This window comes from Alphaproteobacteria bacterium, assembly GCA_040216735.1.
Classification (GTDB): domain Bacteria; phylum Pseudomonadota; class Alphaproteobacteria; order SHVP01; family SHVP01; genus CALJDF01.
Window position 1 is genome coordinate 208366 of record JAVJOO010000004.1, and the last position, 19329, is coordinate 227694.

Sequence of the window (19329 nt, forward strand, 5' to 3'; positions counted from 1 at the left end):
CACAATTACTCCAGGAGCAGGTTGCGCAGTCGCGCGATCGTTGCGCCCTCCATCCGCAGACCCTGGGTGAGATAGGCGTCAAGCGACTCGTGAACCTCGTGCAGCGTGTCGATCGCGGCGCGCAGGTAGGCATCGTTCGCGGCAATCACAGCGTCGCGCAATGCGTCTGGCAGGATCCCAGGTACCCGCTGGCGGCCTTCGGTCCAATAGGTATTGGTCAGCCGGTAATCCTCAAAAATCGTCTCCTCGGGCACACCCAGCGTCATCAAGACCAGGGCTGCGCCAAATCCGGTACGGTCCTTGCCGGCAGAACAGTGGAAGACCAAAGGGTGATTGTCGGCGTCCGCGAGTCGGTGCATCAGGTCGCCATAAACATCGGTGTGGTCGCGGACATAGCAGCGATAGGATTCGGTGAGTGTTTCGTGAACGTCCTGCGCCGAGTCCGGGTCGCGCCGCTCGAGCAATGCGCGCAACCGACCGTTGGCTGCGGTTCGAATCGGCAGATTGAAGACGATCGGCGGGTCGGTTTGGGGTAGTCGGCTTGGGTTCGCCTTAACTTCGTCGTCGTGGCGTAGGTCGCACACAGCGCGCAGACCTATTGCTTTGAGCGACGTGAGGTCTCCATCGGTGAGCCGGTCCAAGGCACCCGAGCGAAAGACCGTGCGCCAGCGCACCGTTTGCCCGCCGCGCGTTTCGTAGCCGCCGAGATCGCGGAAGTTGCTGGCGCCTTCGAGCGCGACACGGCGCGTCGGTGCTGATGGTATGTCGGAGGTGATGTTCATGGAGTGCCGCCTATGCCGCTGTTGAGGTTTGCCGTGAAATGTCGCCGGTAGCGTGGCGCCGCCATCCATCGAGGCGTCGGCCGTCCGCAGCGAAGACGTGAAAAGCGCTCGCATCGACAAAACAGTCGATCGCGGCGCCGGCGCGAACCGCGACGCCCCCAGGAATTCGCGAAAGGATGTCGCCCGCCTCGGTTTCGAGGTGGAGCAGCGTTTCCGATCCAAGGGCCTCGGCGTAGTTGACTTCAGCGCGAAAGGTGATCGGGTCGCGGCAGGAATCGGCGCTGAGGACCACATCTTCGGGGCGAAACCCCAGGGTTAGCCCGTCGCCTCCGATCCCGTTGGCAACGTCGAGCGCGATGGCCCCCGCGACAATGGCGTCGGAGCTTGGGCCCGCAGTCCCTATGCCCGGTACGAGGTTCATTGCGGGGTTGCCGATAAACGAGGCGACGAAAACGTTCTCCGGCCGGGCGTAGATGTCGAGCGGTGGGCCGACCTGCTGGACCACTGCGTCGTTCATGACGACGATCCGGTCGGCCATCGTCATCGCTTCCACTTGATCGTGGGTCACGTACACCGTCGTGACGCCGAGCTGCTGTTGTAGCTTGCGGATTTGTGCCCGCGCACTGGTACGCAGTTTGGCATCGAGGTTCGACAGGGGTTCGTCGAACAGGAACGCTTCGGGGTCGCGCACGATCGCGCGGCAGACGGCAACGCGCTGCCGTTGTCCGCCCGATAGTTCACGGGGCCGCCGTTCGAGGAGTTGGTCTATTCCCATAAGGCCGGCGGCGCGGCGCACGGCACCGTCGATTTCACTCTTGCTGCGCCGTTGCAGTTTGAGGGCGAAACTGACGTTGTCGAAGACCGTCATGTGCGGGTAGAGCGCATAGTTTTGGAAGACCATCGCGACATTGCGATCCTTGGCGTCAAGGTTGGTGATGTCACGGTCGCCCAACCATATTTCACCGGAGGTCGGCGGGGTCAGGCCCGCCAGCATGCGCAACGACGTGGTCTTGCCGCAACCCGAGGGGCCCACCAGAACGACAAACTCGCCGTCGGCGACATCCAGTGAAAACGAATCCACCGCGGCAAAGTCGCCGAACATTTTACCTAGGCCGCGGAACGAGATGGTTGCCATGGTCTACCCCTTGATGCCGGACGAAACGAAGGTTTCCATCACCTGGCGTTGGAAGAAGAAAAAGATCGCAAGGGCGGGAAGGCTGGCTAGCGTAATACCGGCCATCAGCGCGCCGTAGTCGTCGTATTCTTCCTGGAGGAATTGGCGCAGCCCGACTTGGATGGTCCGCGAATGCGGCGTGTCGGTGACCAGGAGCGGCCAGAAGTATTCGTTCCAAGTGTCGATGAACAAAATGATGGTCAGCGCCGCCAAGGCCGGGCGCAAATTGGGGATCACCACCAGCCAGAGCGAGCGCCAATGGCCGGCGCCGTCGATCTCAGCGGCCTCGAACAACTCCTTCGGGAAACTCAGAAAGTGCTGGCGCAGCAGGAACACGCCAAACGGCATGGCGAGGTTGGGGACGATCAAGGCTTGCCAGGTATCGAACCACTGGAGTCGCGCGACCAGAATATAGATCGGGATCATGGTGAGTTGGTGCGGAATCATCATCGCGCCCAGTACTAGGGCGAAGATCGCGTCGCGCCCGCGGAACTCCCAGCGCGCAAAGGCATAGGCGGTCAGCACGGCGATCAGCAACTGTCCGCCCACGCGCAATACCGTGGTGCCGGTACTGTTCCACAGGTAAATCCCGAAAGGCGTATCGGTAAAGATGCGCACGAAGTTGTCGAGCGTCGGTGACGCCGGCCATAGCGAGATCGAATAGACCTCGTTGGCCGGTTTGAAAGCGGTGCTGATCGTGACAGCCATGGGGATCAGGATCGACAGGCAGATCAGCAACAGCGCCGTGTGCCCAACCACCCGCCAGGGAATGCTCAGTTGCATCTGAACCGCCTATTGCTGGTAGTGCACGCGGCGATCCAGGATCCGCACCTGGAACAGCGTGATGACAAGGAGGAGGGCGAACAACATGACTGTACCAGCCGCGCCGTAGCCCACGTTGAAGGTTACGAAGGCGTACTGGTAGACCATGTAGAATAGGTTGGTGGTCCCGTTCGCCGGTCCGCCCTCGGTCAGGAGGTCGATTGGCGTGAAGACCTGCTGGATCGAAAAGATCACCGTTGCGATCAGCACGAAGAACGTTGTCGGCGTGAGCAACGGCCAGATCAGATGGCGCAGAATCGTCCAGTCGCCGGCACCGTCGATCCGCATCGCCTCGATATAGTCGCGGTTGATGCTGGCGAGGCCCGCCAGATAGAGCAACGTGTTGAAGCCGATCACTTTCCAGGTTGAGATCAGCAGGATCGTCCACAGGGCAGAGTTCGGTGCCGCCAGAACGTTGGGGAAGGCGATACCGAACATGGCGAAGAATTGCTGGGCATGGCCGCCGATCGGGTTGAGAATCCAAAGGAATGCGACGGAGACCACGACAAAGCTGAACAGCGTCGGCAGGAAAATGAGCGACCGGTATATGTGCCCCCCGCTGCCGAGGCTCCACAGAAAGACCGCGATCGGGATCGGTAACAGGACCTTCAACGGGATCGATCCGGTGACGTAAATGACGGTGTTGCGCAGGGCATCTAAGAAGAGCTGGCTCTTGATGATGCCTTCGAAGTTCGATGTCCCCGACCACTTGATCGGCACGTCCGGGTTCAGGTTCCACTCGGTAAAGCTGAGAAAGATCGTATGGATAAACGGCCAGTAGGTGAAGATGCCGAGGAGCACCAGGATCGGCGCGAGGTAGTAGTAGGGCGTAGCCGCCCGGCTGCGAAGCGCTCGGGCCGTGGTTTGCCACAGGCCCGCCGCGCCGAGGGCGGGGCTTGGGTTGGTGCCGGTAATGGTCACATCGTCTCCCGTGCGGGGTCGCAAGGTGGGGGGCGGTCCGTTGCCGGCGCCGCCCCCTAGTTGTCGTCGTCCGCTACAGGCGGCTCAGTTGGTCTTCTTGTTCGGTGCGAGGGCCGCATTAACCCGGGCCACCGCCTCCGGCACGATTTCCGAGGCTGGCCGTTTGCCGGCCCACAACTCGTCCAGCATCGCTCGGATCGTAGTTTGCGCTTCGAGCGTTCCGACCGCGGGCCACGTCGCGGTAGGTACCGTGTCCGCCATTTGTGCGATCACCGGTTGGACATAGGGAAAGCCTTCGATGTAGGCCTTCATCTCAGGATCGTTTTCCGGGTTTTGGATAACCGGCATGTAGCCGGATTCGCGCGACCACTTGTTCGAAACCGTCTGCTGAGAAATGTAGCGCAGCAGCTTCATCGACGCCTCGCGCCGTTCGCCCTCGGGGGCATACAACATCAGTGCTGCACCGGAATTGTTGACGCGCCTCGGTTGGTCTTTCCATTGGGGATAGTTCGCGACCCCAAGATCGAAGGTGTCTTTGGCTGCAGCGATGTAGCCACGCAACGCGGCGCTCGAGGTCAGATACATACCCATCTTGCCGCCCTGGAATGCCGAGCCCCACTGCCGGTCGTTGGCGACCGGCATCACACCGCTGGTCGCGAGGTCTTGCCACATTTGCAGAATTGCGATCCCGTTGGCGTCGTCGAATCCCGCCTCGGTGCCGTCTTTGGTCAAATAAGTCGAACCGGCATTGGTCACCATCACCATGGTGCCATAGTCGCCCATCGATGCATGTAGGTGTGCCACACCGAATTTGTCGGTTTTGGATTTGATCTGCTTGGCCGCCGCGAAGACCTCATCCCAGGTCTTGGGTGGGTTCTCCGGATCTAGGCCCGCTTCGCGGAAAATGTCTTTGTTGTAATAGATCATCGGCGTGCCGTAGGCGTGCGGGATCGCGTAGATTTTGTCGCCCACCCGGCCGAGGTCGAGGAAGTTCGGCAAGTAAGCGTCGAGCCATGCGGTGTCGCCATCGTTGTTGAGCGGGACCGCAGGGGTGTTGTTCAAGAAGAAAATGATGTTCTTGCCGATCACCGTGGCGACGTCGACCGGTCGACCCGCGGCGAGCGCGGCCTGCACGTCGGCGGTAATCGTCGACGACTGCTTGAAAACGTCGGTGACTTCGGTGCCTGGATTGGCTTTTTCGAAATCGTCGAGGATGGAGCGGAAGACTTGGTAATTTCCGCCTTGCTGATAGTGGTAGAAGACGATTTCGACGGCACTGGCGTTGCCTGCTGTGAAAATCGTGGCGAGCAACGCGAATGCGGCGCCCCTAAGAATCCTAGTCATCGGATCGCTCCTCGGATCGGAATTGCATGTCGTGCGGGTTGCACGCTGGCACCGTGATCGGATCGGGTGACATATCGGCGAACGCCGTGTGACTCTTTTCTGAGTGTGTTGTGACGACGATGCGACTCGCTCGCCGCCTAAAATGTCATTCGCGCGTCATCCAGGTGCCATCGACGTTTGCGACAAGGGAAGAAACCCAAAGGAGCATCCGATGACCGCCTTTCGCGTAGTTCAAATTTCCGATACGCACCTCAGCCGCGCCAATCCGCATTTCGTCGCCAATTGGGATGCGGTGGTGGCGCATATCGACGGCCTGAAACCCGACTTGGTCTTGAACACCGGCGATATCGCGCTCAACGGGCCCGATGTCGAAGACGACCTCGCGTTTGCCGCCGAACAGCATGCCCGATTGGCTGCGCCGCTACGGACCATTCCGGGCAACCACGACCTCGGCGACAATCCGACCGACCCAACGCATCCGCCCAAGCAACCCGTCACGTCGGCCCGGATGCACGCCTACGAACGGCGCTTCGGCCTCGGCTTCTGGTCCATGAATGCTGGCAATTGGTTGCTCATCGGGATGAATGCTCAATTATTCGATACAGGCTTGGCGGCGGAGGAGGCGCAGTGGGCTTTTCTCGATAACGTTTTCGCCGACGCCGGTGCGCGGCCGGTCGCGGTGTTCCTCCACAAGCCGCTATTCAAGGATCGTCCCGACGATGTCGACACGGCAAAGCATCGCTACGTGCCGCTCAAACCGCGCCTCCGGCTGTTGGGATTGATGAAACGGGCGCAGGTTAAGGTAATCGGGTGCGGCCACGTACACCAATACCGATCCTTTAGCTACGGCGGCATCGATCATGTCTGGTGTCCCTCCACGGCGTTCATCCTGCCTGACGATCTCCAGCCGCGCTTGGGTGACAAGCGGGTCGGATTCGTCACCTACGCGTTCGAAGATGATCGGGTGACTTTCGACTACGGTCGGGCGGAGGGTATGCAGGATACGTTGATCACCGACGTAGCCGCCTATGGCGACATCCGGCAGAAAATGCGAGAGGCCGGCGTTGCACCGGCCGCCGCCTGATTACTCCAGCAGCAAGTCGCGCAATTGCGCGACCGTCGTTCTATCCATTCGCAAACCGCGGGTCAGGTAGCTATCGAGCGACGTGTGGACCTCGTGCAGGGTGTCGATCGCGGCGCGGAGGAAAACGGTGTTGGCGGCCTTCATTTGATCGCGCGCCGCTTCGGGGAGGTCGATTTGAACCCGGAGACCGCTTTCCGTCCAGTAGGTATTTGTTGCGAGATAATCCTCGATCACGGTTTCCTCGGGAACGCCCAGCGTCATCAAGATGAGGGCTGCCGCGAATCCGGTACGGTCCTTGCCCGCCGCGCAGTGAAAGACCAACGGATGATTGGCAGGGTCGGCAACCGTGTGCATCAATGCGCTATAGGCGTCTGTGTGGTCGCGCACGTAGCAGCGGTACGCCTCGCTCATATACGCCAGCGCGAGCTCGCCCGCCTCGGGGTCGCCCGCCTCGATCCGCTCCCGGTAGTTGCCGGGCACGGTGGGTCGAATCGGTAGGCTATGAATTGTCGGCGGCGCCTGTTCTGCCCGTCGGGTGGGGAACGCCGATTGCTCCTCGGGGTGCCGCAGATCGCAAATCGTCCGCAAACCCAGGGCCGACAGGGTCGCAAGATCGCCGTCGGTCAGGCGGTCGAGCGCCCCGGAGCGAAACACCTTACCCCAACGCACCTGGCGGCCCTCGTCGGTCCGGTACCCACCGAGGTCGCGAAAATTGCTGGCGCCCTCAAGCGGTACTTGGCGTTGGTTCGTTCCGGTCGACATGGCGCCCAATTTACGCCGCTGGCAATAAAAAGCGAACGACCTTTGCAGGACGCGGTGTGATTTCCTGCACGCCGCCCGTTATGCTCCCAGCCTCCAAGAACAGGAAGCTAGGGCAGATGAAGGCGGTTGTACTGAAAGACCTAGGGGGGCCGAAAAGCCTGACACTGGTGGAGCGTCCCGATCCCGTCGCCGGTCCGGGCGAGGTGCTGGTGCGGCTGCGCGCCGCCGCACTCAACTACCGCGACACGCTGGTCACCACCGGCGGCTACGGTTCGCGCCAGAAAAAAACCGATCTCGTCCCGCTCTCGGACGGGGCCGGCGAGGTTGTCGCGGTGGGCGAGGGCGTGACGCGCTTCAAGCCCGGTGCGCGCGTCACCGTGAGTTTCTTTCAAAGTTGGGTCGGCGGTCGCCCGACCCAGGCGTTGCTCGACGACGATCTTGGCCGCGCCCATGACGGAACCCTGTGCGAGCTTCGAGTCTTTAAGGAATCCGGTCTCGTTCCCACGCCCGATGCCCTGTCGGATATCGAGGCAGCCAGTACGCCGTGCGCGGGTCTCACCGCGTGGACCGGGATCGTGACGATGGGCGCGACCCAACCGGGCGACGTCGTGTTGGTCCAGGGGACCGGCGGCGTCTCGTTGTTCGCGCTGCAATTCGCCAAGCTCGCCGGTGCCGAGGTGATCGCCACCTCGTCGAGCGACGCGAAACTCGCCCGCGTCCGCGACCTCGGGGCCGATCACACGATCAACTATGTTGCCGATCCCGATTGGGGCAAGACCGCCTTTGAGCTGACCGGTGGTCGCGGGGTGGATCACATCATGGAGGTGGGCGGCGCCGGCACCATGAAACAGACGCTGCGCGCGATCCGGCCGGGTGGCATGGTCAGCTTGGTCGGCGTTCTCGCCGGGGCCAAGTCGGACCTGCTGATCCCGTTGATCGGGTCGCGCAACATCCGCTTGCAGGGGGTGACCGTGGGCACGACCGAGGGGCTCGCGACGATGCTACGCGCCATGGCATTGCACGGGACCAAGCCCGTGATCGACCGCGTCTTCCCGATGGAGCAAGCGAGCGAAGCCTACGAACACCTCATGGCGGGGCGCCATTTCGGCAAGGTCTGCATCGAGATTCCGTGATCCCGCGCCGCTTCGGTGGACCGGGGCGCCGCGGGACCGTAGACTTTGCGGGTCAACTAGGGGAGGCCCGCCATGAAACAGCCCTTTGCCCATCCGATGATGCCGCTGGCCCAGCACGACGAATTGGCCCGCCAGGAATTCGTCGTCGATCTCAAGATCCACATGGAAGAGCAGGTCTACCCCGTCGATGCGGCGGTGTACGAAAAGAAGGCGCTACCGGCATTCAAGAAGGAGGCCGGGCGCGCGCCGCGGGACCACCACGAAGTGCGCAAGCTGATGGAGCGCGAGCCCTCCACCAAGATGTGGAGCGCCATGGCGCGCACCATTCAGGAGATGCTGTGGGACGGGGTCGGTGAGAGCGTCCAGCGTCAGCTCCCTGACTTGATTGCCCGCGCGCAAATCGCCAAACCGCTCGGCTCGTTGACCCTCGACCCCAGTCTCAAAGTGCCGCGCTACAACGGCGAGATCGACATTCACTGCATGCCGGGCGGGTACCATACCGATCTGACCGCCGACGACGTCTACTCGGGCGCGATCTATGATCGTGGTGCCTACTACTATGTGGCGGGTTTGTTGGGCCGGAGCGCCCACGACATCAACGATCGTCCCGACAATCCCTTTGGGCTCTTTCTCGAGTATCAAGGCCGGGCCACCATTGCCTACATCAAGAGCCGCTATCCCGACCTGAAGCCGCGCCGCATTCTCGACATGGGCTGCACCATCGGCGGATCGACCTTGCCCTATACCGAGGCGTTTCCCGAGGCGGAGGTTTATGCCATCGATGTCGGTGCGCCGAGCCTGCGCTACGGCCACGCGCGCGCCGAATATTTGGGCAAGAAAGTCCACTTCTCGCAGCAAAGCGCGGAAGCAACCAATTTCCCCGACGGCCACTTCGATTTGGTCGTCTCGCACGGTCTGCTCCATGAAACTGCGACGCAAGCGACGCGGAACATTCTCAAGGAGGCCAACCGCGTTCTCGCGCCAGGCGGGGTGACGATGCACGCCGATCCGCAGTTCGACATCGGCCTCAATCTGCACGACCAGTTCATGCACGATTGGGATACCCGATATAATGCCGAACCCTATTGGGGGAAGTTGCACGACCAAAACCCGCGCGACCTAATGCGTGGCGCAGGGTTCCCGTCGCAAAATGCGACCGCCGTATGGATGACCATCGGCCAGGACGGCAACCCGGCGTTTCCCGACGTTTGCGACGATCCCGCGGCATCGTCGCTCAATCGCGGGATCATCTTCGGCGCCCACCGCTAAGCCGAGCGGCGCGCCGTGCCCGCCGCTCCATCGGACACCGAATCGAACCGTCTGACGGGCGCACAGGTGGTCGCCCGCGTGCTCGGTCGCTATGGCGTGCGCACGGTTTTCGCCCTCGCCGGTGCATCGCAAACCGTGCTGCTCGACGAGCTCGACAGGGGTGGCGTCAAGATCGTCCCGAGCCGCCACGAGTCCGCCACCGTTGGCGCGGCCGATGGCTACAGCCGAATCACCGGCAAGGTCGGCGTCGCCATGATCAACGTCGACCAAGGCATGCCGAACGCGATCACCGGCATCTCGTCGGCCTTCGAGGCCTGTTCGCCGGTTCTCATCCTGGTCGGCCGTGAACCCGATACCTGGACCGAACCCGAACACCAGATCGATCACGATGAACTCGCCCTAGTGCGCTCAATCGTGAAGTGGGCCCGCACGGTGCATGCGCCCGAACGGCTCGGCGAATATGTCGATGCGGCCTGCCGCCGCGCCCTAGCGGGACGCCCCGGTCCCGTGGTGCTGTCCTTCCCCAAGGATTTTCTGACCGCAACCGTCGTCCCCGGCACCGATCTCGATACGCCGGTTAGGGCAACGCCAAAGCCCGCGCCCCGGCCCGACGATATCGCCCGCGCCACCGACCTGATTGCCGCGGCCGAACAGCCCTTGATCCTGGCCGGTACCGGCGCGGCCCGTGCCGGGGCCGGTCCGGCGCTGCGGCGCCTAGCCCACGTGTTGCAGATCCCGGTCATGACCAATGCCATGGCGCGCGGGCTCGTGCCCGAGGACGAGGCGCTCGGGTGGTCTTGGCCGCTGGCCCAGACCGCGGCGAAGCACGCCGATCTTGTTGTTTGGCTCGGGCTCCGCATGGGTAAACGCTTCGGCTACGGTCTCGCACCGCGCTTCGATCCGGCCGCGGCGATGATCCAAGTCGATGTCCACGCCGACGAGATCGCCCGCAACCGCCCGGTCGAGGTCGGCATGGTGGCCGACGCGGCGTTGACCGCGACCGCGCTCGCCGACGCCCTTACGGCGAGCGGCTATATCGGTCGCCCGGCGTGGCTCAAGGACGCGATGGCGGAGCGTCTGGCCGCGATCGATGCGCTCGGCCGTGCCGACAACGGCCCGATTCATCCCTACCGTATCGGCCGCGAAATCATGGCCCACATGCCGGCCGACGCGATCTTCGTCAACGACGGCGCCTCGATCCTGTCATGGATGTTCGGCGTGATGCGAATTCAAAGCGAAGGCGGCTACGCCGATCACTTCCCGCTGGGGTCGATGGGCATGGGGGCGCCGCTGGCGTTGGGCATCGCCGCCGGTGCCCGCGAAATCGCCGCTGAAACCGGCACGGAACCGAGACCTGTCGTGATGGTTACGGGCGACGGCTCTTTCGGCTTTTATCCGTCCGAATACAACGGCGCAGTGCTGGCCGGGCTAAACCGCTTCGTCACCGTCATCGCCAACAACGGCGTATGGGGCAACGAACACCATGCCCAACCGCGCCAGATCGGCCGTACCATCAACGCGACCTTCGGCGACGTGCGCTACGACGCCATCGCCCAGGGCTACGGCTGCCACGGTGAGCGGATCGAGACACCGGCCGACCTCGGCCCGGCGCTGCGCCGCGCCTTCGCCCGGCGCGACAAGCCGACCGTCCTCGATGTCATCTGTCCCGAACCCGAATCGGCCATGGCCAATCGCAATCTAGCGACGATCATCTATAGCGATGTCGAAGAAACCCGGAAGGCCCACTGGGCCGACCGATCGGGCTGAGCCGCGTTAGCCGCGCTGCGAGATTTTCGACCGGGCTGTGACGCAATTACACCGCTGCAGGGGCCGGTTTGACGCGCGCCGCGCGTTGCAACACGAGCGTCGCGGCCAGCGCAATGGCGACGCCGGGGAGAACCCGCATCGGCGGGAGGCCCTTGCCGATGATCCAGTCGATCGCTACCACGAGCAGCGGGTTGAGATAGTAGAACGCGGCGACGCGGTTGGGCCCGAGCTTGATGGTCGCCGCTTGGAATAGGAAGGTGCTGAGAATGGTGGTGAAGACCGCGAGGTAGACGATCCCTAGGATCACTCCGGAATCGATGGCCGCCCAATCGGTCCGAACCAGCTTGACGTTGGAAAACAGCGTCAACCAAACGCACCCGGTCAGGACCGACCAAAAGGCGACAATCGCCGGCGGTTCCTTTCGGTGGAGCTTTTTCACCAGGGGCGGATAGGCCGCCATGACGAAACAGCCGGCGAGGAAAATCAAGTCGCCGCGATTGAACTGCAGACCTAGCAGCCGGTCGATATCGCCGCGGAAGATCACCCAGACCGCGCCAAGCATGCCGAGAACCAATGCGGTCAGCCGGTAGCGGCCCAACCGGTCGCCCAGTAATACGAAGCTGTAGACCGCCGCGATGCTCGGGATTAGCACGAAAATCGTCCCGGTGTTGAGCGCCGTGGTGTAGCGCAGCGCCTCGAACATCGACCAAAAGAATCCGGTCATGCACAGGCTGATCCCGGCATAGCCCGCCAGTGCGCGCCACCCGGGCCAGGACAGGCCGTAGCGCCACGCAACGATCGGCGCGAACAGTAGGGCGGCGACCAAAAAGCGCAGCAACGTTAGTACCGCCGGATCGAGGCCGCTGGCGATCGCCTGACCCACCGGAAAAGAGGTCGCGATCAATACCGTCGACCCCCAGATCTGGAGCTGGCCGGTCGTCGCGTCTTTGGATGGATCGGCGGGGGCGTCGGCGCTCATATCAAGCCAGTTCGCTGCGGGTTGGGCCGGTCACAATGCGTGAACCCTGGGGTGTCGTCCAGCCACTCGTCGCGGGGCGGCGTTGCCAAAATTCCGTTGTATCGCTTCATAACAGAGGGCTAGGGCACCAAGGTCGACTCTATTGTCAGGTTTGATCCATAACGAACTGAAACAAAACATATTTTTTACTAGACGCGAGACTCGCTTTGATTCAACATCTGGGCGCGTCGTAGCGAAAAGGCACAAGGGCTTGGATATCCGATGAAAAAACTGCTCCTCTTGGCCGCGCTCCTCACGTTACCGGCCTGCGTCGCCCCGCCGGTTATTACCATGGCTTCCTTGGCTCTGAGCGGGGTGAGTTACGTCCAAACCGGCAAGACCCTTCCCGATCACGCACTTTCCTCGGTCTCGCAGCGCGACTGCATCATGTTCCGCGCCGCAAAAGGGGAGCAAGTTTGCCAGATCGACCACGGAGACGTTGCCGCCAAGGAGGGCGCGGACACGGAAATCGCGCTCGCGGGCACGCCGATTTCCGGCGTCGAGACCGTTGCCGAGGCGATCTCGCCGACCGGCGCGGTTGCGATCGTCCCCGCCGACCCGGTGGGCCCGGTCACAGTCGCCGCGCTGGCGCCGCCGACCGTGCAGGAACTGGCGGTAGAACCACCTGAAGCCTTCGCCCCGGATCGCCGCGCTGCCAGCGACGCTATGAGGTCGTCGCTTGGTTCCGTGGCCCCAACCTCCACCGTCTCGGATGCTCTCTTTGCCGCGATGCCCTGGGACGCTGTCCCACGGGCGGTCGCCGCGTCAGGCCCCGCTGCTGGCAAATCGTCGATCGCGACCACTGCCCTACGGTCGCAGCCGGCTGCTGGGCCGCGGCGGGCCGCTTCCCCGTCGGTGGATCGTACGTTGCACCTGGTAGTCGGCAGTTTTCGCGACCGCGAGCGAGCGGTCGTTCACATCGCCAATCTGACCAACGAAGATCTACGGATCGTCGAAACCACGGTGAAGGATCGGGTTCAGTACCGCGTGGTCGCGGGTCCGTTCGCCTCGGGCGACATCAAGGCGGCGCGTGCGGCCTTTAGTGCGCAAGGCGTCAAGGGAATCTGGGCGCTCCGGTTACCCGCCGATACGCAGATCCAGGTCGCGTCGCGCTAGGGCCTCGGGGCCGCTCGATCGCCCTTCGTCGCCCCTAGGGAGGGCATCCCGTCTCCCGATTGTCCGAGACGTAGCGCCCGTCGCGGGTGCGGTATTTGATGACCTGGGCAACTGCCTTGGTCGGCGAGAAGGCCCGGTACATAACGCAGCCCTCGGCGTCCGGGCCCACCGGGACCATGTAGACGTCGTCGCCGATCGCGATTGCGTTCGAGGGAATCCCTGCCGCGGGTTGAACCGGCCCGTTGCCCTTCTGCGTAGTGCCGTCCGCACCAAGGTCGTCAGCGCACGCCGCGGCCATCAGGACGGCGGCCGCCAGGCCCGCGCCTAGAAGTCGAACCATAACCGTACCCCCGCGCCGAGCGCTGTCCTGGCCGCCTCGTCGTGGCCCGGGTTCATCATCACCACACCGTAGGTCGCCGCGTTCAAGATGTCGGTCGGCTTCCAGCGATAGGCGAGTTGTAGATCGATCTCGCGTCCGCTCGGCGTCACGTCGACGCGCTCGGTTTGATAGTGGATCGCGCCGCCCGGTACTGGATCGGTACCGACCGGGATTGTCAGGTCGGCCCGCGCACCGTAGACCCGCAGCGGCTGAGAGATCGCGATCCCGGCGCTATCTCCTTTGCGCAACAGACCCTGCCGGGTCAGGCCGGCTGAGAATGCACTGGCCCGCACCGCGCTCCAGTTTTTCAAGTATCCGTCACTGGCATAAAGAACCTCAGCGCTCACGTCGGTGTAACTGACGTGCGCGGCCAGTCCGGTACCTATCGGGATCGAGGCGCCCACGTTGACGAATGTCCCGTCGGTGTCGCCGACCGCCCCGAACGCTCCGCTAGCGGTCGTGTTGAACAGCGCCGCGGTTTCGTGGGTCCGGCCGATGCCGACCCGGAGGACTGGACCGAAGGAGAGGCCGTGGGTGAGGGCGGCCTGCATCAGGCTGTTGCCAGGCGCGCCGGTTACCGGGTCTGCCGCACTCTCCATGAAGCCGAGCGTCACCCGGGTGCGCGGATCGAGGAAATAGGAAGCGCCGGCGCCATCGCCTCGGTCGACCAAGGTGAGCTGCGGCGCACTCGCGAATTCGAGCCCCTGGAAAGGACTGGAGGCACCGGCGAACGCAGCGATGTCATTGAACAACTGAACGCTCGACGCATTCAGCGCCACGGAAAGGTCGGTGGCGCTACCGAAGGATCCTGAAAAGAATGCGGAGTCGACACGTTCCGTGTCGCGGTCCGGACGGACGTTGCCGAATTCGAGCAAATCGCTGCGCGAGCGGAACGCGGGCACCATCGACAGCGACAGCGCGCCGGCGGCGCCGGTCGAGACGGTTTGGTGGCGCCCCTCGGGTGGCGCGACGAAATGGGCGATCCCCGGATCGACGGTCCCGCCCAGGACGACGCTGCCGAGGTCCGTGTTGAAGGGCCGCCTATAGGAATCGAGTACGATCGATTTGCCGAGCAGGTCATTGGTCTTCAAGGCATTGCCGAAGGCCGCCCCCAACTTGACGGTCGAACCGCCCAGCGGCACCGAACTGCCGCCGATGTTGCTGCCCGTGGGCAGGACCGCCAGTCCCTGGGCGGAGAAGGCGCCGGCGAGGTTCAAGAGGCCGCGGCCGAAAACGGTATCGGTGCCGGAGATACCGAGGTCGGTCGCCGTACTCAGCAACAAATTGACGGCTTGCGAGGACGTCAACGTCGGGAATTTCTGGCGAATGACCGCCAGCGCACCGGCGACGTGCGGGGCTGAAAAGGACGTGCCGCTCACCGTCGTCGTGCCGCCGCCGAGGGCGGTGGTGACGACGCTTACGCCGGGCGCGACCAGGAACGCCGAGGCGGTATCGCCGGCCCGGGCGCTAAAGTTCGCGAGTGCGTTGTTGGTGTCGCTCGCCCCAACTGCAATCATGTTCCCCTGGGCATTGAAGCCGTTGCAAACGAGGGCCTGCCCGGTGCAGTTCGCAAGTCTTGCCGGGAACTCGGCCTGCGCCGTACTCGAATTACCTGCGGCAACGGCGACAGTGATGCCTGCGTTGACCGCGGCTTGGAGCGCGTTCTGAAACGCCGCCGTCACGCCGTTGGCCCCGAAACTCAGATTGAGGACGGTGGCCCCATTGTTCCGGGCATAGTCGATCGCCGTCGCGGCATCGCTGAACGCGACCGTTGTGTTGTCCGTGACTTGAACGGCGAGGATGGTCGAACTAAACGCTACGCCGTGGATCCCTACGTTGTTGCGCGCCGCGCCAATGATGCCGGCGATTTGGGTGCCGTGCCCATCGGTGTCCTGCGCGTTTGAGTTGTCGCGGATATCCTTGGAGGCGGCGGCGATCCGCCCGGTAAATTCCGTGTTGCTGAGGTCGATCCCGGAATCAATGATCCCAACCGTGATCCCTGCGCCGGTCCCGCCGTTGTCGTAGGCTTTAAGGGCGCTGATACGGGCGAGCCCGTAGTTGGTCTGAAACTCGGTGGTGTTGAAGGCGCTGGTGGAACCGCCGCCGCCACCACCGCCGCCACCGCCACCGCCGCCGCCACCACAGGCGGCAAGGAAGAGCGTGGCGCCCAGGGCCATCAAAAGCGAAATAGATTTTGCGGAATCGGAACGTACGGTCGCCATGTTCGAGCCCCTTGATGCCAATGTCTCGCCTATGGAAGGACGATAGTCGTTTTCCTTTGTCCGAGGGAGGGCGTGGGCGGCGACGGATGAAGCGTTCCCGCGGCGCGGCGCGTTCGGCGGCGGTCGCGCTTAGTCGCCGATCAAATGCAGGGTGATGCGGCGGGTTTGGGGCAGGTGGCGGTGCTCAAAGAGATAGATTCCCTGCCACCGGCCAAGCGCCAACGTCCCCGCGCTGACGGGCACGGCGATCTGGGTTTGGGTCAACGCCGCCCGAAGATGGGCCGGCATGTCGTCCGGTCCTTCGGTTCGGTGCCGGTAGCGACCGCTTTCGGGCGCGATCGTGGCAAAGAATGTTTCGAGGTCGCGCAGCACATCGGGGTCGGCGTTTTCCTGGATCGTCAGGGAGGCCGAAGTGTGATGGATGAACAACGTCAACAGGCCGGTGTCCGTCGCACACCCAGCCACCCAGGACCGCACGGTATCGGTGATCTCGAACAACCCTGGCCGAGACGCGCGGACCGCCATTTGATGTTGGAATTGTCTCATGGACAGTCTAATGGCATTTGATCCGCAGCAAAAATTGGCTCACCCTCTGATGCAGCGCGCAATCGGTAAGGGAGGTGTGGCCCATGGTCCGCTCGTTCAGCACGTATTGGTTCGCTTCGCTTGTCCTAGCTCTCATGATGTTGTTGGCGTCGATCTCCGCATCGATCGCCCAAGGCGCAGGAGCCGAACGCTTCGATGGTGAGTGGAAATTCAACCTGCGCATGCGGGGCGGCAACGTTCAATGCGACGGTGTCGAATGGAAGAACTCCACCGCTACCGGCGGCAAGATTGTGGGTCAATTGTACCACGGCCAAGTGGGCGCAATTCCGTTGACCGGTACGGTATCGCCGACCGGCCAGATTTCGATCCAAGCCTTCAACAGTTTTGTTAATGGATCGGCTAGCGGCCAAGTCGAGGGCAATACGGCAAGCGGGAAATTCGACGCCCAAGTTGACATCGAGAACTGCCGCGGCACCTGGACTGCGACGCGACTCGAAAAATAACTATCGGCAAGCGAAGCGGTTGACCAGTGCGACCGTGACGCCGTCGGCGGCTGGTTTGTCCGCCGCGCTCTGTTGCTTCTCGAGATGCGCGACAACGGCGTCGCGCATCGCTGACAGCTTGGCGTCTTTGTCGAAACACGCTTTGCGTTTGCCGACACCCTCGCTGCCCAGCGCATCTGAAATCGCCGCGATATAGCCCAGGCAAATGCTGCGCCGGACCGATCCAGACGGTTCGCTGCACGCTTCGAGCAGCGTCTTTCCCGTCATAAGTGCGGCACCCGCTGGAAGGGGCGTCATCAGGAGGAGGAGCGCTGTGAGTGGTGCCAGCGCCGCGACGCGGGTGATCGTGGTGATTTTGAATGGCATAGACGGCAACCCTGCCGCCGTCTCCCCTTCGATGCAACCCCTAGGGGGCGCTGGGCCGGCGCGTTACACCAGCCGTCCACGCGTCGCCGGATAGATCGGCTCGACCCGGCGGGGTTGATTTTCGAAGAGATTCAGCTTGGCCAGCGCACCCGATAGAATAACAGGCGGCGGTGCGACGACGGGGCCAACTCGGCCCGCCACCGCGGTGTGGTCGTCCTGGACCTCAAGGGCAGGGCGGGGCGCGTTGCGCGCCGCGCGGGAATGGGACGACGTTGCGAGCCCAAGGGTCTCGGCCATTAGGATTCTCCTCCGCTAAGCCTCGTTCTAAGGCCTCCCCACAGCGCGCCTCCCTGCGGCACACCATGGTTAAGGCCTATGGTTAACGAACATGGTTAACGATGGGAATGAAGAATTGGTTAACCGGCCCCGATTGGGGCGGGATTTGCTGGCCGGTGTGATCGGTGTCACACGGGCGACCTGGAACGCCTACAAGATGTAGCGTGGTCGGCAGGGGATTCGCCTAGGGGATTTGGAACCCCTACCGTATGGTCGCGGGAGACTGAGGCCGGGTTCTACTCCCGCGGCGCGTCCGGCGGATCGTCGCGGTTGATCGGATAGCCCGAGGCTGGGCCGAGCAGGGGTTGGATCAAGAGGCGGTCGAGCCAGCGGTCGCGGTCGGTGCGAAATTGCTCGATCCCGATGGTCATGCCGGTATGGCCTGCCGCGGGTTGAGCGCGGTAGGTGCCGAACAGCCGGTCCCACCACGACACGCTGAATCCGAAATTGCTGTTGGTCTCGCGCGGCACGATCGAATGGTGCACGCGGTGCATGTCGGGCGTCACCACGACCAGCCGCAGGGCCGCATCGACGGATCGGGGCAAGCGCACGTTGCCGTGGTTGAACATCGAGGTGGCGTTCAGCACGACCTCGAAGATCAGCACCGCCACCACCGGCGGACCCAGCGCCGCGATCACGCCGATCTTGATCGCCATCGACAGTAGAATCTCGACCGGATGAAACCGCAGACCCGTGGTGACATCGAAACCGCGATCGGCGTGATGGACGCGGTGCAGGCGCCACAGCAACGGCACCGCGTGGAACAGGACGTGCTGGACATAGATCGCCACATCGAGGGCGATCAGCGCGACCGCCAACGACAGCCAAAACGGCACATCGATGGCATTGAGCAGCCCCCATCCGGCACCCTGGGCGTAGGCCGCGAAACCGACCGCGGCGGCCGGAAAGACCAACCGCAGCACCGCCGTGTTCAAGACGACGATGCCGAGATTGTTGGTCCAGCGCACTAGGCGGGTGACATCGGCCCGGCGCGGCGCAAGCGCTTCCCACAAGACCATCGCCGCCAAGACGCCGACAAAAGCGCCCAGCCGCACCGTCGGCTCGTTTTGCTCCAAAAACCCAATCACGGCGGTTACGGTCGCGCGTCGGGGGGAAGGTGGCCGGGGCCGTTCGCGGCGCGAGCCATCGTTGCGTCCAGCGCACGGACCGCGGCGTCGAGGTCGTCCCAGGCATAACCTACGGTGGCGACGGTCGTGCCCCACAGGTGCTCGCGGCGATTGTGCCGCGCGGTGCCGCCCATCGCCTCGTAGAAAAACCGGGCGGGGTTTTGGGCAACGACCCACACCAGCGCGCGCGTCATGCCGTGGCGCCGCAACGCGTCAAACGAGTCGCGCAGCAAGGCGCGGCCCAAGCCGCGTTCCTGGTAGTCGCCCAGAACGTAAAGCATGGTTACTTCGCCGGCGTCGGTGCCCCAGTGGCGCCGCGCCGGGCCCGCGGTTGCGAACCCGACCACGGTGTTGTCCGCGACGGCAACGGTGATGTTTTCGCGCCGCCGCCGTTGCCGCAGCGTCTTGAGCCAGCGCTCGGTGTGGCAGGACGCGGAGAGCCCGACCAGCATCTCGCGCGGCAGGATATCGGCATAGGCGTCGCGCCACGTCGCGACGTGGACCGCCGCAATGGGCGAAGCGTCGTCGGGGGTAGCAGGGCGCAGCCGAACCATGGCGATAGTCTACACCTCCGGACGTCCGCTGCGGTCACGTTTTGGCGCGCGCGACAACGGACGGCGATCCGCTTAATCTGCGGCCACGTTCGTCTTCGCCGAGG

At 63.5% G+C, this 19329-nt stretch carries 20 protein-coding genes; 6 read left to right on the plus strand and 14 right to left on the minus strand.

Annotated features, from left to right (window positions below):
• Positions 1 to 5 precede the first annotated feature (5 nt).
• The 5 genes from RID42_11345 to RID42_11365 form a co-directional block, all read right to left on the minus strand.
• Positions 6 to 782 (minus strand): tyrosine-protein phosphatase, encoded by a 777-nt coding sequence (locus RID42_11345; GenBank protein ID MEQ8248261.1) that lies wholly within the window; start codon positions 780 to 782, stop codon positions 6 to 8.
• 10 nt (positions 783 to 792) lie between these two features.
• Complete coding sequence (locus tag RID42_11350) at positions 793 to 1917, minus strand: ABC transporter ATP-binding protein (protein ID MEQ8248262.1); 1125 nt, start codon at positions 1915 to 1917, stop codon at positions 793 to 795.
• A 3-nt stretch (positions 1918 to 1920) separates the two neighbouring features.
• On the minus strand, positions 1921 to 2739 hold the full coding sequence (locus RID42_11355) for a carbohydrate ABC transporter permease (protein MEQ8248263.1): 819 nt from the start codon (positions 2737 to 2739) through the stop codon (positions 1921 to 1923).
• Positions 2740 to 2748: 9 nt separating this feature from the next.
• Entirely contained in the window at positions 2749 to 3699 is a 951-nt protein-coding gene (locus tag RID42_11360) for a sugar ABC transporter permease (GenBank protein ID MEQ8248264.1), read from the minus strand.
• 84 nt (positions 3700 to 3783) lie between these two features.
• Positions 3784 to 5043, minus strand: coding sequence for an ABC transporter substrate-binding protein (locus RID42_11365; protein ID MEQ8248265.1), 1260 nt, complete (start codon positions 5041 to 5043; stop codon positions 3784 to 3786).
• Positions 5044 to 5254: 211 nt separating this feature from the next.
• Here RID42_11365 and RID42_11370 point away from each other — a divergent pair, with 211 nt between their 5' ends.
• Positions 5255 to 6127: a metallophosphoesterase gene (locus tag RID42_11370; GenBank protein MEQ8248266.1), complete on the plus strand. Its 873-nt coding sequence runs from the start codon at positions 5255 to 5257 to the stop codon at positions 6125 to 6127.
• Here the strand turns inward: RID42_11370 and RID42_11375 are convergent, their stop codons facing one another.
• Complete coding sequence (locus tag RID42_11375) at positions 6128 to 6889, minus strand: tyrosine-protein phosphatase (GenBank protein MEQ8248267.1); 762 nt, start codon at positions 6887 to 6889, stop codon at positions 6128 to 6130.
• Positions 6890 to 7005: 116 nt separating this feature from the next.
• Between RID42_11375 and RID42_11380 the strand changes: the two genes are divergently transcribed.
• From RID42_11380 to RID42_11390, 3 genes are all read left to right on the plus strand, one after another.
• Positions 7006 to 8022, plus strand: a complete 1017-nt coding sequence (locus tag RID42_11380; GenBank protein MEQ8248268.1) for an NAD(P)-dependent alcohol dehydrogenase — start codon at positions 7006 to 7008, stop codon at positions 8020 to 8022.
• 72 nt (positions 8023 to 8094) lie between these two features.
• On the plus strand, positions 8095 to 9291 hold the full coding sequence (locus tag RID42_11385; protein ID MEQ8248269.1) for a class I SAM-dependent methyltransferase: 1197 nt from the start codon (positions 8095 to 8097) through the stop codon (positions 9289 to 9291).
• Positions 9292 to 9306: 15 nt separating this feature from the next.
• Positions 9307 to 11058, plus strand: a complete 1752-nt coding sequence (locus tag RID42_11390) for a thiamine pyrophosphate-binding protein (GenBank protein ID MEQ8248270.1) — start codon at positions 9307 to 9309, stop codon at positions 11056 to 11058.
• Between the two features lie 46 nt (positions 11059 to 11104).
• Here RID42_11390 and RID42_11395 read toward each other — a convergent pair whose 3' ends face one another.
• Positions 11105 to 12037: a DMT family transporter gene (locus tag RID42_11395; GenBank protein ID MEQ8248271.1), complete on the minus strand. Its 933-nt coding sequence runs from the start codon at positions 12035 to 12037 to the stop codon at positions 11105 to 11107.
• Between the two features lie 261 nt (positions 12038 to 12298).
• Between RID42_11395 and RID42_11400 the strand changes: the two genes are divergently transcribed.
• Positions 12299 to 13192, plus strand: coding sequence for an SPOR domain-containing protein (locus RID42_11400; protein ID MEQ8248272.1), 894 nt, complete (start codon positions 12299 to 12301; stop codon positions 13190 to 13192).
• A gap of 34 nt (positions 13193 to 13226) precedes the next feature.
• On the opposite strand, the gene RID42_11405 is transcribed toward RID42_11400, so the two are convergent.
• The 3 genes from RID42_11405 to RID42_11415 all read right to left on the minus strand — a co-directional run bounded on the left by RID42_11405 (position 13227) and on the right by RID42_11415 (position 16339).
• Entirely contained in the window at positions 13227 to 13532 is a 306-nt protein-coding gene (locus RID42_11405) for a hypothetical protein (protein ID MEQ8248273.1), read from the minus strand.
• Positions 13517 to 15793: a S8 family peptidase gene (locus tag RID42_11410; protein ID MEQ8248274.1), complete on the minus strand. Its 2277-nt coding sequence runs from the start codon at positions 15791 to 15793 to the stop codon at positions 13517 to 13519. The genes RID42_11405 and RID42_11410 overlap by 16 nt, the downstream gene beginning before the upstream one ends.
• 129 nt (positions 15794 to 15922) lie before the next feature.
• The gene (locus tag RID42_11415) at positions 15923 to 16339 is read right to left on the minus strand and encodes a secondary thiamine-phosphate synthase enzyme YjbQ (GenBank protein MEQ8248275.1); all 417 of its coding nucleotides are present in this window, start codon (positions 16337 to 16339) and stop codon (positions 15923 to 15925) included.
• A gap of 83 nt (positions 16340 to 16422) precedes the next feature.
• Between RID42_11415 and RID42_11420 the strand changes: the two genes are divergently transcribed.
• Positions 16423 to 16842: a hypothetical protein gene (locus RID42_11420; GenBank protein MEQ8248276.1), complete on the plus strand. Its 420-nt coding sequence runs from the start codon at positions 16423 to 16425 to the stop codon at positions 16840 to 16842.
• Here RID42_11420 and RID42_11425 read toward each other — a convergent pair whose 3' ends face one another.
• The 4 genes from RID42_11425 to RID42_11440 all read right to left on the minus strand — a co-directional run bounded on the left by RID42_11425 (position 16843) and on the right by RID42_11440 (position 19225).
• Entirely contained in the window at positions 16843 to 17208 is a 366-nt protein-coding gene (locus RID42_11425; protein ID MEQ8248277.1) for a Rap1a/Tai family immunity protein, read from the minus strand.
• A 63-nt stretch (positions 17209 to 17271) separates the two neighbouring features.
• Complete coding sequence (locus RID42_11430) at positions 17272 to 17505, minus strand: hypothetical protein (protein MEQ8248278.1); 234 nt, start codon at positions 17503 to 17505, stop codon at positions 17272 to 17274.
• A gap of 275 nt (positions 17506 to 17780) precedes the next feature.
• A complete protein-coding gene (locus RID42_11435) occupies positions 17781 to 18563 on the minus strand; it encodes a sterol desaturase family protein (protein MEQ8248279.1) in 783 nt (260 codons plus the stop codon).
• Positions 18564 to 18637: 74 nt separating this feature from the next.
• On the minus strand, positions 18638 to 19225 hold the full coding sequence (locus RID42_11440) for a GNAT family N-acetyltransferase (protein MEQ8248280.1): 588 nt from the start codon (positions 19223 to 19225) through the stop codon (positions 18638 to 18640).
• Positions 19226 to 19329 lie beyond the last annotated feature (104 nt).

Bases quoted from the DNA above. Each gene is read 5' to 3' on its own strand.
- RID42_11345 (MEQ8248261.1), bottom strand. From the start codon at position 782: ATGAACATCACCTCCGACATACCATCAGCACCGACGCGCCGTGTCGCG.
- RID42_11350 (MEQ8248262.1), bottom strand. From the start codon at position 1,917: ATGGCAACCATCTCGTTCCGCGGCCTAGGTAAAATGTTCGGCGACTTT.
- RID42_11355 (MEQ8248263.1), bottom strand. From the start codon at position 2,739: ATGCAACTGAGCATTCCCTGGCGGGTGGTTGGGCACACGGCGCTGTTG.
- RID42_11365 (MEQ8248265.1), bottom strand. From the start codon at position 5,043: ATGACTAGGATTCTTAGGGGCGCCGCATTCGCGTTGCTCGCCACGATT.
- RID42_11370 (MEQ8248266.1), top strand. From the start codon at position 5,255: ATGACCGCCTTTCGCGTAGTTCAAATTTCCGATACGCACCTCAGCCGC.
- RID42_11375 (MEQ8248267.1), bottom strand. From the start codon at position 6,889: ATGTCGACCGGAACGAACCAACGCCAAGTACCGCTTGAGGGCGCCAGC.
- RID42_11380 (MEQ8248268.1), top strand. From the start codon at position 7,006: ATGAAGGCGGTTGTACTGAAAGACCTAGGGGGGCCGAAAAGCCTGACA.
- RID42_11385 (MEQ8248269.1), top strand. From the start codon at position 8,095: ATGAAACAGCCCTTTGCCCATCCGATGATGCCGCTGGCCCAGCACGAC.
- RID42_11395 (MEQ8248271.1), bottom strand. From the start codon at position 12,037: ATGAGCGCCGACGCCCCCGCCGATCCATCCAAAGACGCGACGACCGGC.
- RID42_11400 (MEQ8248272.1), top strand. From the start codon at position 12,299: ATGAAAAAACTGCTCCTCTTGGCCGCGCTCCTCACGTTACCGGCCTGC.
- RID42_11405 (MEQ8248273.1), bottom strand. From the start codon at position 13,532: ATGGTTCGACTTCTAGGCGCGGGCCTGGCGGCCGCCGTCCTGATGGCC.
- RID42_11410 (MEQ8248274.1), bottom strand. From the start codon at position 15,793: ATGGCGACCGTACGTTCCGATTCCGCAAAATCTATTTCGCTTTTGATG.
- RID42_11415 (MEQ8248275.1), bottom strand. From the start codon at position 16,339: ATGAGACAATTCCAACATCAAATGGCGGTCCGCGCGTCTCGGCCAGGG.
- RID42_11420 (MEQ8248276.1), top strand. From the start codon at position 16,423: ATGGTCCGCTCGTTCAGCACGTATTGGTTCGCTTCGCTTGTCCTAGCT.
- RID42_11425 (MEQ8248277.1), bottom strand. From the start codon at position 17,208: ATGCCATTCAAAATCACCACGATCACCCGCGTCGCGGCGCTGGCACCA.
- RID42_11430 (MEQ8248278.1), bottom strand. From the start codon at position 17,505: ATGGCCGAGACCCTTGGGCTCGCAACGTCGTCCCATTCCCGCGCGGCG.
- RID42_11435 (MEQ8248279.1), bottom strand. From the start codon at position 18,563: ATGGTCTTGTGGGAAGCGCTTGCGCCGCGCCGGGCCGATGTCACCCGC.
- RID42_11440 (MEQ8248280.1), bottom strand. From the start codon at position 19,225: ATGGTTCGGCTGCGCCCTGCTACCCCCGACGACGCTTCGCCCATTGCG.